Source organism: Thermosporothrix hazakensis, assembly GCF_003253565.1.
GTDB classification, from domain to species: domain Bacteria; phylum Chloroflexota; class Ktedonobacteria; order Ktedonobacterales; family Ktedonobacteraceae; genus Thermosporothrix; species Thermosporothrix hazakensis.
This window is the reverse complement of the sequence record NZ_QKUF01000018.1, coordinates 34,470-48,908: the sequence shown is the minus strand read 5'-3', so window position 1 is coordinate 48,908 and position 14,439 is coordinate 34,470. Positions and strand designations below refer to the sequence as shown.

The window sequence follows — 14,439 nt, the reverse complement described above, 5'->3', positions numbered from 1 at the left end:
AATTATGCCATCATGAAAATACTAAGGGCTTCTATTTCCGGTATTAACAGGAAGAATATGGTTTTGAACGCCCGCAAAAACTGAAGAGACATCCTGTAAGAAGCCGCTGTTATCCTGGTTGATAGGCCAGTAGACCATCACTGCGCGTCCGATAAGATTCTTGCGCGGCACAAAGCCCCATGAGCGGGAATCATAGCTGTCGATTCGGTTGTCGCCCATTACAAAATAGCTATCCTTCGGTACTATCAGGCTATGGATCTGCTTATCACCCGGAGCCGCTCCCATGCGCCTCGGCTCCACATAAAACTCATGCAAACGGACGCCATTCACCGTCGCCCTGCCGTTCTCAATCGAGATTACATCGCCAGGAAGCCCGATAATGCGCTTCACATAGTTCATATTCGGCTGTGGAGGGGCAACAAACACGACCACATCTCCGCGCTGTGGTTCCCGGAAGAGGTAACTGATCTTATCAACTAACATGCTTTCATTATTATGGAGCTGTGGTTCCATGCTTGGTCCTATCACATCAAAGCGCTGCAACGCACAATTGAAAGCCAGCAGCAACAACAGGAGAACGAAGAGAAACTCAACACACCAACTGATGAGGCGAATACTTGTCTTCTTTCGTACTGTTGCTATCATGCTCTCACCCTTATTGAATAGCTAGACAACCTGATCTATTGCAAGCCTGCTTACAGAACTGATTTCATTGTAATTTGCTACAACAAATACCCTACCAGATTGATAAATCCATTTCTGCCTATCTATTACACTGGGAATATTCGCTGCTAGCTTCACTGTTTTCATAAGAGGTTATAAAAGGGTTTAGGAGAGCCAATCCTTTCACTTCTTTCGCTCTCAATGTATACAGGAGAGAAGATACTTCGGTTGCACCTCAATAGAAGCAGCAAAACAGGAACGCAGCTTCACGCAACAGTCATGAGCTACAAGTCCTCTCCTCTTGACTCGTAGCCGCCTGTAGTGTAGTGTTAAGTGGAACGTTTGTATCAAAACGAGGGCTTTCTTTTTTCGTTCACCAACTTGCTCACTCTAAAATGCCAATGATGTACAGGGATGGATGGTTAGAATGCTATGCCACAAGATAAAATTGTTATACGAGGCGCACGTGAACACAACCTCAAAAATATAGATGTGGTCATTCCTCGTGATAAGCTGGTCGTGATTACCGGTCTTTCCGGCTCTGGAAAGAGTAGTCTGGCCTTTGACACCATTTTTGCCGAGGGACAGCGCCGCTACGTCGAGTCGCTCTCTGCCTATGCCCGCCAGTTCCTGGACAAAATGGAAAAGCCCGACGTTGATCATATTGACGGTCTCTCTCCGGCCATCTCAATCGACCAGAAGGGAGCAACGCATAACCCGCGCTCAACGGTCGGCACGGTCACCGAGATTTATGACTATCTTCGTCTGCTCTATGCCCGTGTGGGCCATCAGCACTGCCCCAAATGCGGGCGGGAAGTCAGCCAGCAAACGCTACAGCAGATTGTTGACGCGGTACTCAGCCTGCCAGAAGGCTCACGCATCATGCTGCTTGCACCACTGGTACAGGGACGCAAGGGCGAATACAAGAATGTCTTTGAGGAGATGCGTCGCTCTGGCTATGTCCGTGTCCGCGTCGATGGCGAGATCCGTGACCTCAGTGAAGAGATTGAGCTTGATAAGCAGAAGAAACACACCATTGAGGTTGTCGTTGACCGCCTGATCATCCGCAAACAACCCAGACAGAACGAGCCAAACGGACAGAAAATGGTAGCCGAGCGTCCTGCCCTCTATGAGGTCAAAACGCAGCAGCCAGAGGTAACAGCGGAGCATGTGGACCCGGCCTTCCGGCAGCGCCTTTCGGACTCACTGGAAACGACGCTGAAGCTCGGCAATGGCGTTGTGCTGGTCTCGGTTATCGGTGGTGAAGAGATCCTCTTCTCCGAGAAGGCAGCCTGCGTCTATTGTGGTATCAGTCTGCCAGAAATCGCGCCCCGTACGTTCAGCTTTAATAGCCCACATGGCGCCTGTCCAACCTGTACCGGTCTGGGCACACAACTTGAGATTCACCCGGAATTGATCGTGACCCATCCAGAACTCAGCATTCTGGACGGCGCTATTGCTCCCTGGAGCAAAGTCATGAACGGCAGCCAGTGGTACAGTGCGATCATGGAAGCAATGGCCCAGCGCTATCACTTTGATCTGCATACACCCTGGCAGGAAATCGACTCCGCTATCCAGCAGAAGATACTCTATGGTGACAATGAGCCGCTGACCATCCGCTATACGCCTCAGCATGGCAACACCCGCAATTATACGGTCAATTTTGAAGGGGTCATTCCGCAACTCGATCGCCGCTACAAACAGACAGAGAGCGAGAGCGTCCGCGAAGAAATTGAGGGCTATATGGCAGCTCGCATCTGTCCCGATTGTCATGGTGCCCGCTTGAAACCGGAGGCCCTGGCTGTCACCGTTGGCGGCTACAATATTGTTCAGGTGACCAGCCTCTCGATCGTCCATGCTCAGCGCTACTTTCAGGAGCTAGAAGCCGAGACAGAGGCGGGCAGCAATGGGTACAATAGCCCACAACAGCTTCTGCAAAACTCGGTGGTCACCTCGGGCAAGAAGAAAAAGAATGGGAAGGCCAATGAAAGTCTGCTCGGCGATCCGCTGGCAAAAATCGATACTCGTGGGCCTCTGGTCAAGACCACATTGACGCTGCGCGAGCGCATGATTGCCCGCCAGGTGTTGAAAGAGATTCGCGCCCGGCTCCAATTCCTGATTGACGTCGGTCTCGACTATCTGACGCTCAACCGTGCAGCCGCCAGTCTCTCGGGAGGCGAGGCACAGCGCATTCGTCTTGCAACACAGATCGGCTCTGGGCTGATGGGCGTGCTCTATATCCTTGACGAGCCAAGTATTGGCCTGCATCAGCGAGACAACGAGCGCCTGATCAAAACGCTGGTTCGGCTACGCAATCTGGGCAATACCTTGCTGGTTGTTGAGCATGATGAGGATACCATGCGCACCGCCGACTATATCATTGATATTGGTCCTGGAGCGGGTGAGCATGGTGGGCATGTGGTCGCACAGGGAACCTATGATGAAATCGTCGCGAACCAGAACTCGTTAACCGGTGATTATCTCTCACGGCGCAAACGTATCGCGCTCCCAGAACAGCGTCGCCCGGGCAATGGGCACGCACTGGTGATCAAGGGCGCCCGCGAGAACAACCTGAAAAACATTGATGTTGAGATCCCGCTTGGCAAGTTCGTTGTGATTACCGGCGTCTCTGGCTCGGGCAAGAGTACGCTGATTACTGATATTCTGTATCGGAAACTGGCACATACCTTTCACAGAGCGCATGAGCGCCCGGGACAGCATGACGCCATTGAGGGGCTTGAGCACCTGGATAAGGTCATTGATATTGATCAGTCGCCGATTGGTCGGACACCGCGTTCCAATCCCGCCACCTATACAAACGCCTTTACCGGCATCCGCGAACTGTTCGCTCAGGTGCCAGAAGCGCGTATGCGAGGCTATACACCCGGTCGTTTCTCCTTTAACGTCAAGGGAGGACGCTGTGAAGCCTGTAAGGGTGAAGGTATTGTACGCATTGAAATGAACTTCCTGCCAGATGTCTATGTTCCCTGTGAGGTCTGTCATGGCAAGCGCTATAACCGTGAGGCGCTGGAGATCCACTACAAAGGGAAAAGCATCGCCGATGTGCTGGACATGACGATTGAAGAGGCAATGGAGTTCTTCTCGAACGTCCCATCCGTGCACAACAAGATGAAAACGCTCTACGATGTCGGTCTCGGCTATATGCGTCTGGGACAGCCGGCAACCACGCTTTCTGGCGGAGAAGCGCAGCGCGTCAAGCTGGCAACCGAGCTCTCAAGGCGGGCCACGGGCCGCACGCTATATATTCTGGATGAACCCACAACCGGGCTTCACTTCGCCGATGTGGACCGCTTGCTTCAGGTGCTGCAGCGTCTGGTCGATAACGGCAATACGATTGTTGTGATCGAACATAATCTAGACGTAATCAAAAGCGCCGACTGGATCATTGATCTGGGGCCAGAGGGCGGCGACAATGGCGGCGAAATCGTTGCAACGGGCACACCGGAGGACGTGATGCAGAATGAGCGTTCCTACACCGGCTACTTCCTGAAGCGTCATCTTGAGCAAGAAGGACAGTTTCACCAATCGGAAGAAGCGTTACCAGGAAGCGCTGGAAAGCCCCTGGCTTGAGCCTTAAGGATGCAAGGCGCATTTGTATTCTCGGAACGAGAGAACGCGAATCTCGCTTGACTGGATATCTCATCTGTATTATGCCCTTTTTCCTGAACTGATACCGTCGGGCAGACGGGAACCGACGATTTTCCCTCATCAAACGCTTCTGGACAGCATGCCTCTACGGGTCGTCGCGCTGCGGTGACTTGCAAGCATGCTGACTGAAGCCGTGAGGAGTGTCAATGCATCAGGCTGAAACATCTAAGAAAAGGCTACCTGGTTCTTCCTGGTGGCCTTTTTCTTTTCCCTCACGACGCTCAATCGAAAGAACTACAACATTCTATCCCCATCCAGCGTACAAGCAGTAAAGTCAGCAAGAGGCCCCACCATCATTCATCAGCCAAAGGAGAAGAAACGCATGTATACACATGAACCAGAGCAGCAAGCCGGTGTCACCCCAGAAGCGCCCCCCGGGCAAACCAATTCACAACGCACACTACACATTCTGATCCTGCTCACCGCCAGTATGACACTGCTTATGACCGGGCATGGAATCGTACTTCCTATTTTCGGGAAACGCCTCGGCGAAATGGGAGCAGGTGTCACCGAGCTTGGCATTATGACGATGGGCTTTTCGCTGGCTCAATTTCTCATCTCACCTCTTATGGGCAAGTGGGCCGATAGTCTGGGACGCCGTCCCTTGATCCTGCTCGGCCTGGCAGGCTTCGCCTTCTCGAATATCGCGTTCCTGCTGGCGCAATCGCCCCTTGCATTCATTATCATCCGCACCATTGAGGGGTTTATTTCCGCGGCACTGCTTCCCGCCTCTATGGGAGTGATTGCCGATATTGTTCCCGAACACCAGCGAGCCCGCTGGACAGGGCTCGTCATGGGGGGGTATACTGCTGGCTTCATACTCGGGCCTCTACTCGGGGGTGTTATCTTCGACCACTGGGGCTATGCAGCGCCCTTCGCCATTTCGGCTGGTCTGGCATTTCTGGCTACACTCACCGCCCTGATTCTGGTACCGGAGACTCGCCAGAACGAGAAACAAGTACCTATGCAGCGCAAGCAGGGATTTTTCGCTTCCCTGCCAAACCCGCTCTTTCTGTTCATTTGCATGCTGCTGATGGACTTTACGATTGTCTTCGGGTTCGCCTTTATTGAGCCACAGATGACCTTCTATCTATACGATCAGATGCATTTCTCATCAACCGAGTTCGGCGCAATCGTCGGCACCTATGGGCTGGCAATGCTGATCGGACAGATGGCACTCGGCTCAGTAAGCGATAAAATCGGGCGCAAATGGCCGGTCGTATTCGGACTACTGTTTGACTGCGTGCTTTATCTGGGGCTAATCCTGCTGCATAATGTCTACTTGATGTTTGCCGCGTCACTGATTGCGGGTTTGGGTGCCTCACTGGTCTCTCCCGCACTCAGCGCTGCCTACCTTGATATGGCCGACGAGGATCACCGCGCTCAGACAATGGGTGTACGTAGTTCAATCACCGCGCTTGGCGGAGTCCTCGGGCCCCTGCTCTCAACAATTCTGAGCAAAGTAGTTGGAGCACACGCCATCTTTGCCATTGCATGCGGGCTCACACTGTTTAACTCGCTGCTGGCGCTCCTGACCCTGCGGAATACACGTCCCTCACGCACCTGAAAAAAAGGCTCCCTGCTAGCAGGGAGCTTTTGATTTTAGGCTGAATGAGATTGCTCACGTTTTCGCTCAACCGCAGACGTACCGGCGATCTTCTCTTTCGGGCCTTGCTGCAAACGCTTTCGTTTTAAGCTCTCCAGCCAGAACACCAGCACCGTCATGGTAATACCGACCAGAATCAGGCCGCCGATTTTGAGCGGGCGTGGCAAGCTCAGGGCAAGCACTCCAAACATGATCGTCAGCCCGTAGAAGATGAAACAGATCTGCTTGGGATTGAGTCCGGTTGCCAGCAAGCGATAGTGAAGATGTGACGAGGTGTCATGCTGTGCAGCCGAAACACCCTTGCGCAAGCGCCCCACAATCACAATTGCGACATCCAGAATAGGGATACCAAGTACCATCAACGCCAGCGCGACCTTTGCTCCCCCCATAACCGAAAGCACTGCCAGCATAATGCCCAGAAACTGCGAGCCACTATCACCCATAAAAACCTTTGCCGGGTTCCAGTTGTGCGGCAAGAATCCCAGAACAGCCCCGGTAAAGATGGCAGATAGCGTACAGATCGTGTACTGCTTCAGTTGCCAGCAGATAATACAGATAAAAATGCCGGTGATCGCTACAACTCCTCCGGCCAATCCATCCAGACCATCGATGAAGTTGACGGTATTCATCATACCTGCGATCCAGAACCATGTAACCAGTACCGCCGGGATCGCCAACCACGTAATGTCGGGGGAGTGGATAAAAATAGAGATGATCGAATCACGATACCAGGGAAGATCCTGTCCGGGAGGCGGATTCACTACCCCGAAGGGGTTACTGAAACCAAAGAGAATAACCCCGTAAAAATGCCAGTTCCAGGGTCCCAGGATAATGATAACGGCCAGAGTTTGGAAAATCAGCTTTGTAAGCGGCTTCAAGCCACGCACATCATCATAGGCATGAACGGCGACTATCAATGTCGATGCAGCCAGTAAGAGCCAGAACCGTATTTTTTCTTCGGGCTGGACGCCAGGATAGGTCACGTAAAACAGCAGAGCAGCGATCACAAACGCAAGAAACATCGCCACACCACCCAGGCGAGGCGTCGGCGTTGTGTGTATTCTCGTTCTTTCAACTGTCGAGCGATCAAGCAGCCCAAACTTGCGGCAAAAAAAGATCACTCCGTATGTCAGAAGGTAGGATAAGACGCAGGCGGCGGCTGCTCCTCCCAGTACCAGAAACAAATTTGCCGGAAAACCTAACTCGGTTTGAGCTTGCACAATACTCAGGGTCATTAGAGACTCCTTTAAAAAACTCCACTCTCCCGACTGCGTGGCACATCATCTCCCCGGGCTCCTGAAGGCCCACAAAGACATGCAGCACGGGAATCACCAGACACTGACCACCCTCAGCTTCACCCTGCCCACGATTATACGGCCTCACATAAGGGAACGCAAATATACCGGCAAAACATGGTACTACCTGGCACATTTAAGGATGAGCGATTACAACGACTCGATCCCACCCGGCATAGTCCTGGCGCGTTGTTACTATCACCTCCGGGCAAAGCGACTGCACTATCTCGGTGACAGCGCTGGCCTGTTGATAGCCGATTTCCAGCACGACTACACCCCGAGGCCTGAGTTTCCCGCTCGTAAAGACTTCATGCAAAAAGCGCCGCTGCAAATCCAGCCCCCGAGGTCCACTGAACAAAGCCAGATGCGGTTCATAGTCATACACGTCGCGATCTAACTGCTCCTCGGTGCCTACATAGGGCAAATTTGCCGTAAGCACATCGACCGGTTGCGGCAGCGGCTCCGTCAGATCTCCCTGTAACCAGTGTACCTGTTGCTCAATATGATGTAGCTGCGCATTCTCTTGCGCCACCTGCAACGCTTCCGCCGATATATCAACAGCATACATGGAGCCAATGGCCGGTTCTTCCAGCAGCAGCGTAATGGGGATAATGCCGCTGCCAGTGCCAATATCAGCCACAATGGGAGCGATGCCCGTCTGTAGCTTCTGCCTGATTTGCTGCAATCCCTCATCAATCAGGATCTCAGTCTCTGGCCGCGGGATCAGTACCCGAGGATCGACCAGAAATGTACGCCCATAGAACTCCCGCCGCCCGATCAGATATGCGACAGGCTCCCCTTTCGCTCGCCGCTCAATCAGCGAAGAGAAGCGCTGCTCCTGTTCTGAGGTCACTTCCCGCTCTGGATATGCATACAGCACGGCACGCTCAACCCCCAGAACGTGACAGAGCAACACCTGCGCATCACGCCTTGCGCCTGTCTGTCCGGCCCGGCTTAGCGCCTGCGTTGCTCGTCGTAAGGTCTCCTGAATTGTTGCCATTTCTCGACTCACGCCATATGATAGTTATAGTGGTTGCCGTCCGGCGAATCCTGTATCGAGGTGGTGCCAGAATGCAATATGTTCTTCGCCCAGATGCCAGCAAAGGTAGACAGCCTGCCCATTGCGTAAGCTCAAAAAATCAACAAGGCCGAGCTCCGGATCTTTTAGCTCGCACCCAAAGGACTGAACTTTCTCGATCAGATCCCGTAAGGTATCAATGCTTTCACCCACCTCATCATGCAGCTCAGCGATTCGCGTGAGCAGTCCATGTCCGTTGCCCATCGCCTTGATTTGCAGTTGAGCAAGCTCTTCCTCAAAGGCTCGCACCTTCTTATACTGATCTCGAAGCTGGCTTAAAACGATTGTCAGTGCCGGGAGCAGGGCTTCAGCCTCTTCCCGTGTAAAGTAGCGGGGCATTTCTCACCTCTTATAGATACTCTATGCGCTGTTGTTCAGCTCACCAGACACTCACCTCTCCGACATTATAACAGTTTTCGACTCACCATAAAAACTAGCGTACACGCCAGATCCTCACGGTTTTATCCCACGAGGCCGAGATCACGCGGGAGCTATCGGGCAACCAGGCTACCGAACGCACAGCGTCACGATGGCCTTCCAGTGTTAACGTATCGCTACCTGGCTGTGCGCTCCATACCTGGATAGTCCTGTCATCACCTGCGGAGGCCAGCAAACGCCCGTCAGGAGACCAGGCAACCGTGTATACAAAATCGCTGTGCCCATAGTAGGTATAGGGATGATCGCCATTGCTGGCATCAAAGATCCACACAGTCTTATTGTCACAGGCAACCGCAAGCCGCTCCCCATCTGGAGACCAGGACAGCGAGCGCCCGAGCGTGTTAAACGGGCGAAACGTAGAGAGTAGCGCGCCAGTTAGCGGGTTCCAGATCTGCACGGTTCCATCCGCGCTCACCGAAGCGATACGCTTCCCATCGGGTGACCAGCGAAGATGAAAGATCAGGCCAGTATGGCGCTTGAAATGGGTTCGTACCTCGCGGGTTTTCGTGTCCCAGATCTGCACCGTGGTATCCGCACCACCCGAAGCAATATACTGACCATCAGGCGACCAGGCAAGCGACCAGACAAAGCCCTGATGCCCATGATAGTGCAGCGGATAATACCCCGTCAGTGCATCCCAAACCTGCACGGTTCCATCATAGCCACAGGAGGCAATTCGCTTCCCATCCGGGCTCCAGGATACAGCATACACACTATCACTGTGCCCATCATAGGCAATGAGCGGAGCCCCATCCCTGGTCTGCCAGACACGCACCAGGGCATCAGCACCACCCGAAGCACAATATTGTCCATCCGGCGAGCAATCGACAGTCCAGAGCCGGTCTGTATGCTGAGCAAAGGTCAACACGGTTGTAGAGCGCACATTCATGGTCGGGCTTGACGGCGGAACCGCGCTTCGATTCCGGGCATACAGAGTAAAGAGTCCTGCACCTCCAAGCACTACCAGACCAAGCGTCCCCACTCCAGCCAGAGCAGCCCGGCGCGTGATCCGTTTGGAAGACTCTCCTTGCACAGTCATCAGCTCGTCGGGCAGAGGAACCGTTTCGTCAGGAGTCGTCTCGGGCAGAACGCGGGGAAAGTGCGAAGCAGCCTCAAGCGATGGAGCGAGCACATGCACATCTCCCAATCCCCTTTTGCCTCTCAGGTAGGGTCTGGCTTTATGTCCCCCGAGCGACAAATACCCCGGGACCGCATCACAGGATGCCTGTTCCAGCGCCTCTGCAAATGCCAGCACAGAGGGGTAACGCTGGTGTGGATCCTTTGCCAGCGCTTTCATAATAACCGCCTCAACCACCTCTGGAATGGCGTGAACCTTCTCTCGTAAGGATGGAGGAGGCGTCAGGGTATGTTTGACCGCTACCTCGGTAAATGTTCCCTCAAATGGACGCGCTCCCCCAAGCCACTCATAGGCAACGACCGCCAGTGCATATTGATCGCTGGCCGGTATCGCCCGTGATTGCATCTGCTCCGGAGCCATATAAGCAATCGTTCCGGCCAGATCCTGAAATCCCTCTGTGCTCATATAGCGCGTCCCCTGTGAGACAAGCGCTATTCCAAAATCACTTAACAGAATCTCATTGTTGCGCCCTATGAGCATATTTTCCGGCTTGACATCACGATGAATAATATTACGCTCATGCGCATGCTGCAAAGCCTCCGCAACCTGCCTTACATAGGATGCAACAGTGTCCGGAGGCAGGACAGAGCCTTTCGGGTGCCGTTTGCGCAAGGTGCCACTCGGCGCGTAATCGATCACCAGAAACGGCGTTGCACCCTCAATGCCAAACTCCAGCACCCGAATAATATGCGGATGCGCCAGACGAGCAACGGTCCGTGCCTCAATACGAAACTTTTCGCGCTCTTCATCAGACAGTTGCGTATGCATCACTTTAATTGCAGCCAATGTATCCAGATAAATATGTTCTCCCAGATACACTTCTGCGAACCCTCCCTGCCCGATTAGACGGAGCAGGCGATAGTTCCCGAGCTGTGATCCGATGCGATCAGCCATGCCTCCCCTCCTTGCATCTTCCCATCTTTGGCATGAAGGGCGGGTAGCCAAACAAAAACAGGGATAGGAATAGTTTCATCAAATAATCCACAACCACACAAGAAAACGAAACACAGAAAATGCTCTTCACCCCGTGAAACGATCCCAGAGCGCTTCAGAAAATACATACGAGCAAGAAAAAAGAGCATCCTTCTAGATGAACGCCAGCATCGGTCTATTTTTCTTCTTCCATCTCAAACAGTCCGCCTAGAGCAACCAGACACGGGCATGCTTGAAGCTGGCGAGTGCCTCCTCATCCTTCCCATAGACAATCAGGCCAATCTGCCCGCTCTGCAACGTCTGATCTGTGACTACCGTTACCGGTTGCTCATTGACCAGCAGCTTGATCTCGTTTCGCAGCATCGCGACCGCAAGGCGATTCTCGCTCCCCATACGAAACGGGCTGGCTTTTCCAATGGCCAATATTTGCGCGGATTGACCCACACCGTTATAGAGCAATAGCGCAAAATTCCCTTCCCGATTGAGCAAAAAAGTATAATACCGTTCTCCGGTCTCGTCACCGCGAAAAGTCAGGCCCGCCGCCTCTCCCTTCACCAGAGAGAATGTGACTTCATAGGTACAATTGCTGAAGTTGGTCGCTGTAGCGGGGCAGGTTGTATAAAAACCTCCAGCAGCAGCGCTCACCAGATATGCCCCCTGCTCAAAGCGGCAATGCTCGTTACTGACCCATCCATTCCCCTGACTCGCATCCTGCAATGGATCATTCAGCTTTAAACTGGTGCTAAAAGGATAGGTTTCTAACGACACGACGGTTGCAGATACGTCCATCTGTTTTCTGCCACCAAGCCCCGGCAACATACCCCCAATGGGATCACTGAACAACAGAAAGCTTCCTCCAATAATCGCACTGAGCAATACCAGAACCAGCACGATCAGCAAAAGGAGAGCCCTCCGCCCCTCTTGCTGCTCTCTCGGTTTCACGATCACACCTGATCTTGCCTGCGTACCCGGTATGCTGACAGGAATATACTGTGATGACGGTATAGCGCTCATGGGAATCGACCGAGGTATGATGCCGGGACGACTGACAAACGACGGAACCTGGCTTTGCGGCATCGCACCGGGTAACTGACGCGGTCCTACACCAGATGGAGGCACAGGCCACGAGGACGGAGGCACCTGACACGGAGCTTCATAGATTGGCTGCATCGATATGCTCCCCCTGCTTCTTTGCGACAGAGGAGAAAAGGCCCGATGCCCTTGCATCCGTGGCCCTCGCGGAAACTGACTATCAGGGACATTGTTCATTGCTGAAAACACCTCCCACTTCTACCTATCCCAAACAACCCTCTTATGAACTGATCGCCCTGTCAAGAGGAGAAAGAAAGCATCCTCGTCGGAGGAGCACCTTCTAGCTCAACTATAGCATAGAATACCGGCAATGTCATTGAAAAAGGACACTTTTCTCAATTGCCGGTATCATCACTGCATGCAGATATAGTGCATTGCTATGTACACATACAAAAAGAAGAGCGGAGTAATCACTGCCACTCCGCTCCATCTTTCTCTTTAGCTGGCTTTTCCATCCCGCAAGCGCTGCACTTTCGGTGCAAACTCACTGAAAAACTGCATTGCTTGAGGATTGCTAAGTGCGTCCGCACTGACACACTTCTCCTGCGGTACTCCCATAAATAGCTTTTTGATCGGAACCTCGACCTTCTTCCCGCTCAAAGTGCGCGGCACCGCATCAACCTGGATGATTTCATCGGGGATATGATGCGGCGAAACATCACGGCGAAGCTGTGTCTTAATGCGCGCCTTCAGTTCCTCTGTCAGCGTTTCGCCTTCACGCAAGACCACAAAGAGCGGCAGATAGTATTTCCCTCCCGGAAGCTCAACCCCGACAATCAGGCTATCCAGCACCTCGGGCTGCCCTTCCACAACGCGGTATATTTCGCTGCTGCCGATGCGGATTCCCTGCCGATTTATCGTAGAATCTGAGCGGCCATAGATAATCGCGCTGCCACGGGGTGTGATTTTGATCCAATCGCCGTGTCGCCAGACGCCGGGGTACATCGCAAAATAGCTCTCATGATAGCGCTTCCTTGCGGGATCATTCCAGAAATAGAGCGGCATGGACGGCATAGGAACTGTAAGAACGAGCTCCCCCACCTCGTCAATCAGCGGCTTGCCTTCCTCATCATAGGCCTCGACTTTCGCGCCAAGCATCCGACACTGCAACTCTCCGGCATACACGGGCAGGAGAATAGAACCACCAACAAACGCCGAACACACATCGGTACCACCGCTGACCGAGGCAAGCCAAATATCCGGCTTGACCTGCTCATAGATCCAGCGGAAGCCCTCGGGCGGCAGGGGCGAACCGGTTGAGCCAAACCCCTTCAGATGGTGCAAATCATATTGTTTCCCGGGCTCGATACCGCTCTTCATACAGGCCGCGACATAGGCAGCGCTGGCTCCGAAGAGCGTCATGCTGGTGTCCTGAGCAAACTTCCAGAGCGCTCCCATGTCTGGATAGCCGGGACTGCCATCATACAGCAGCGTCACACACCCAACCAGCAGGCCACTGACCAGAAAGTTCCACATCATCCAGCCTGTGGTAGTAAACCAGAAAAAGCGATCTCCAGCTTTCAGATCCATATCCAGCGCCAGACTTTTGAGATGCTCAAGCAAAATACCGCCATGTCCCTGCACAATCGCTTTCGGTAGACCTGTTGTCCCGGAAGAGTAGAGTATCCAGAGCGGATGATCAAACGGGACCGGGGTAAAATGCAGCTCTCCTGGCTCCCGGACCATCTCATTCCAGGGAACCACATGCTCAAGCGCTGCCGGAAGAGGCTCATCTTCACCGAAAAGATAGGGCACCAGTACGGTGTGCTGAAGCGTCGGGAGCGCCTGCTGCAATTCGGCCAGAATGGCACGTCGATCGAAAGACTTGCCATTGTACTGATAGCCGTCGACCGCGATCAGCACTTTCGGCTCTATCTGTTTGAATCTGTCTATCACACTACTGGTGCCAAAATCAGGCGAGCAGCTTGACCAGATTGCGCCAATCGAGGCACAGGCCAGAAAGGCCATCACCGTTTGGGGGATGTTCGGCATATAGGCAACAACCCGGTCCCCCCGTTGAACTCCCATTGCCTGAAGCGCTCGGGCCAGCGCCCCAACAGTGCGAGTCAGTTCGTCCCAGGAGATTTCCTGCAATGCATGGCGTTCAGAGCGGAAAAGCAGGGCGGGACGGTCAGTAGTCGCATTGCGGAAGACATGTTCGGCATAGTTGAGCTCAGCGCCAGGAAACCAGACAGCGCCGGGCATCGTCCGTTCCTGCAAAACGGTTGTATAAGGATGAGCGGCCTGTATCTGAAAGAAATCCCAGACAGAGGCCCAGAAATCCTCAAGGTGATCGACGGACCAGCGCCAGAGCGCCTCTCGATCCTCAAACTGAAGTCCTCGAGTTTCGTTGAGCCAACGCATATAGCGTGTAACAGTGGCCTGTTGTTTGAGAGTCTCCGATGGCTCCCAGAGGGGCAGGTCAGTAAAAGAAGTTCCCATACGTTCTCACTGCCTTTCATCAAACAGTTGAAATACAGCTTGCGTCATTGCTTTGCGCTCAACAGTTGAGCAGAAGGGTGCAGGA

The 14,439-nt window shown here is 53.4% G+C and carries 9 protein-coding genes; 2 read left to right on the top strand and 7 right to left on the bottom strand.

The features are described from left to right. Positions 1-21 precede the first annotated feature (21 nt). A complete protein-coding gene (gene lepB / locus EI42_RS20940) occupies positions 22-645 on the bottom strand; it encodes a signal peptidase I (protein WP_111324593.1) in 624 nt (207 codons plus the stop codon). 450 nt (positions 646-1,095) lie between these two features. Between lepB and uvrA the strand changes: the two genes are divergently transcribed. Beyond that, positions 1,096-4,254 carry an excinuclease ABC subunit UvrA gene (gene uvrA, locus EI42_RS20935; RefSeq protein ID WP_111324592.1) on the top strand — a complete coding sequence of 1,053 codons (3,159 nt, stop codon included), beginning with the start codon at positions 1,096-1,098 and terminating at the stop codon, positions 4,252-4,254. A gap of 400 nt (positions 4,255-4,654) precedes the next feature. Continuing rightward, complete coding sequence (locus tag EI42_RS20930; RefSeq protein ID WP_111324591.1) at positions 4,655-5,899, top strand: MFS transporter; 1,245 nt, start codon at positions 4,655-4,657, stop codon at positions 5,897-5,899. A gap of 35 nt (positions 5,900-5,934) precedes the next feature. Here the strand turns inward: EI42_RS20930 and EI42_RS20925 are convergent, their stop codons facing one another. The 6 genes from EI42_RS20925 to EI42_RS20900 form a co-directional block, all read right to left on the bottom strand. Further along, positions 5,935-7,173: an MraY family glycosyltransferase gene (locus EI42_RS20925; protein WP_111324590.1), complete on the bottom strand. Its 1,239-nt coding sequence runs from the start codon at positions 7,171-7,173 to the stop codon at positions 5,935-5,937. A 196-nt stretch (positions 7,174-7,369) separates the two neighbouring features. Then, positions 7,370-8,233, bottom strand: a complete 864-nt coding sequence (gene prmC, locus EI42_RS20920; protein ID WP_111324589.1) for a peptide chain release factor N(5)-glutamine methyltransferase — start codon at positions 8,231-8,233, stop codon at positions 7,370-7,372. Positions 8,234-8,257: 24 nt separating this feature from the next. After that, positions 8,258-8,650: a DUF2203 domain-containing protein gene (locus tag EI42_RS20915; protein ID WP_111324588.1), complete on the bottom strand. Its 393-nt coding sequence runs from the start codon at positions 8,648-8,650 to the stop codon at positions 8,258-8,260. A 94-nt stretch (positions 8,651-8,744) separates the two neighbouring features. Beyond that, positions 8,745-10,781 carry a WD40 repeat domain-containing serine/threonine protein kinase gene (locus EI42_RS20910; RefSeq protein ID WP_111324587.1) on the bottom strand — a complete coding sequence of 679 codons (2,037 nt, stop codon included), beginning with the start codon at positions 10,779-10,781 and terminating at the stop codon, positions 8,745-8,747. Positions 10,782-11,027: 246 nt separating this feature from the next. Next, positions 11,028-11,990 carry a hypothetical protein gene (locus tag EI42_RS20905; RefSeq protein WP_111324586.1) on the bottom strand — a complete coding sequence of 321 codons (963 nt, stop codon included), beginning with the start codon at positions 11,988-11,990 and terminating at the stop codon, positions 11,028-11,030. Between the two features lie 360 nt (positions 11,991-12,350). After that, positions 12,351-14,354, bottom strand: coding sequence for an acetoacetate--CoA ligase (locus tag EI42_RS20900; RefSeq protein ID WP_111324585.1), 2,004 nt, complete (start codon positions 14,352-14,354; stop codon positions 12,351-12,353). Between the last annotated feature and the right edge of the window lie 85 nt (positions 14,355-14,439).

Coding starts and splice junctions, on each gene's coding strand:
- prmC (WP_111324589.1), bottom strand. CDS start 8,233: ATGGCAACAATTCAGGAGACCTTACGACGAGCAACGCAGGCGCTAAGC.
- EI42_RS20915 (WP_111324588.1), bottom strand. CDS start 8,650: ATGCCCCGCTACTTTACACGGGAAGAGGCTGAAGCCCTGCTCCCGGCA.
- EI42_RS20930 (WP_111324591.1), top strand. CDS start 4,655: ATGTATACACATGAACCAGAGCAGCAAGCCGGTGTCACCCCAGAAGCG.
- EI42_RS20905 (WP_111324586.1), bottom strand. CDS start 11,990: ATGCAGCCAATCTATGAAGCTCCGTGTCAGGTGCCTCCGTCCTCGTGG.
- lepB (WP_111324593.1), bottom strand. CDS start 645: ATGATAGCAACAGTACGAAAGAAGACAAGTATTCGCCTCATCAGTTGG.
- EI42_RS20925 (WP_111324590.1), bottom strand. CDS start 7,173: ATGACCCTGAGTATTGTGCAAGCTCAAACCGAGTTAGGTTTTCCGGCA.
- EI42_RS20900 (WP_111324585.1), bottom strand. CDS start 14,354: ATGGGAACTTCTTTTACTGACCTGCCCCTCTGGGAGCCATCGGAGACT.
- EI42_RS20910 (WP_111324587.1), bottom strand. CDS start 10,781: ATGGCTGATCGCATCGGATCACAGCTCGGGAACTATCGCCTGCTCCGT.
- uvrA (WP_111324592.1), top strand. CDS start 1,096: ATGCCACAAGATAAAATTGTTATACGAGGCGCACGTGAACACAACCTC.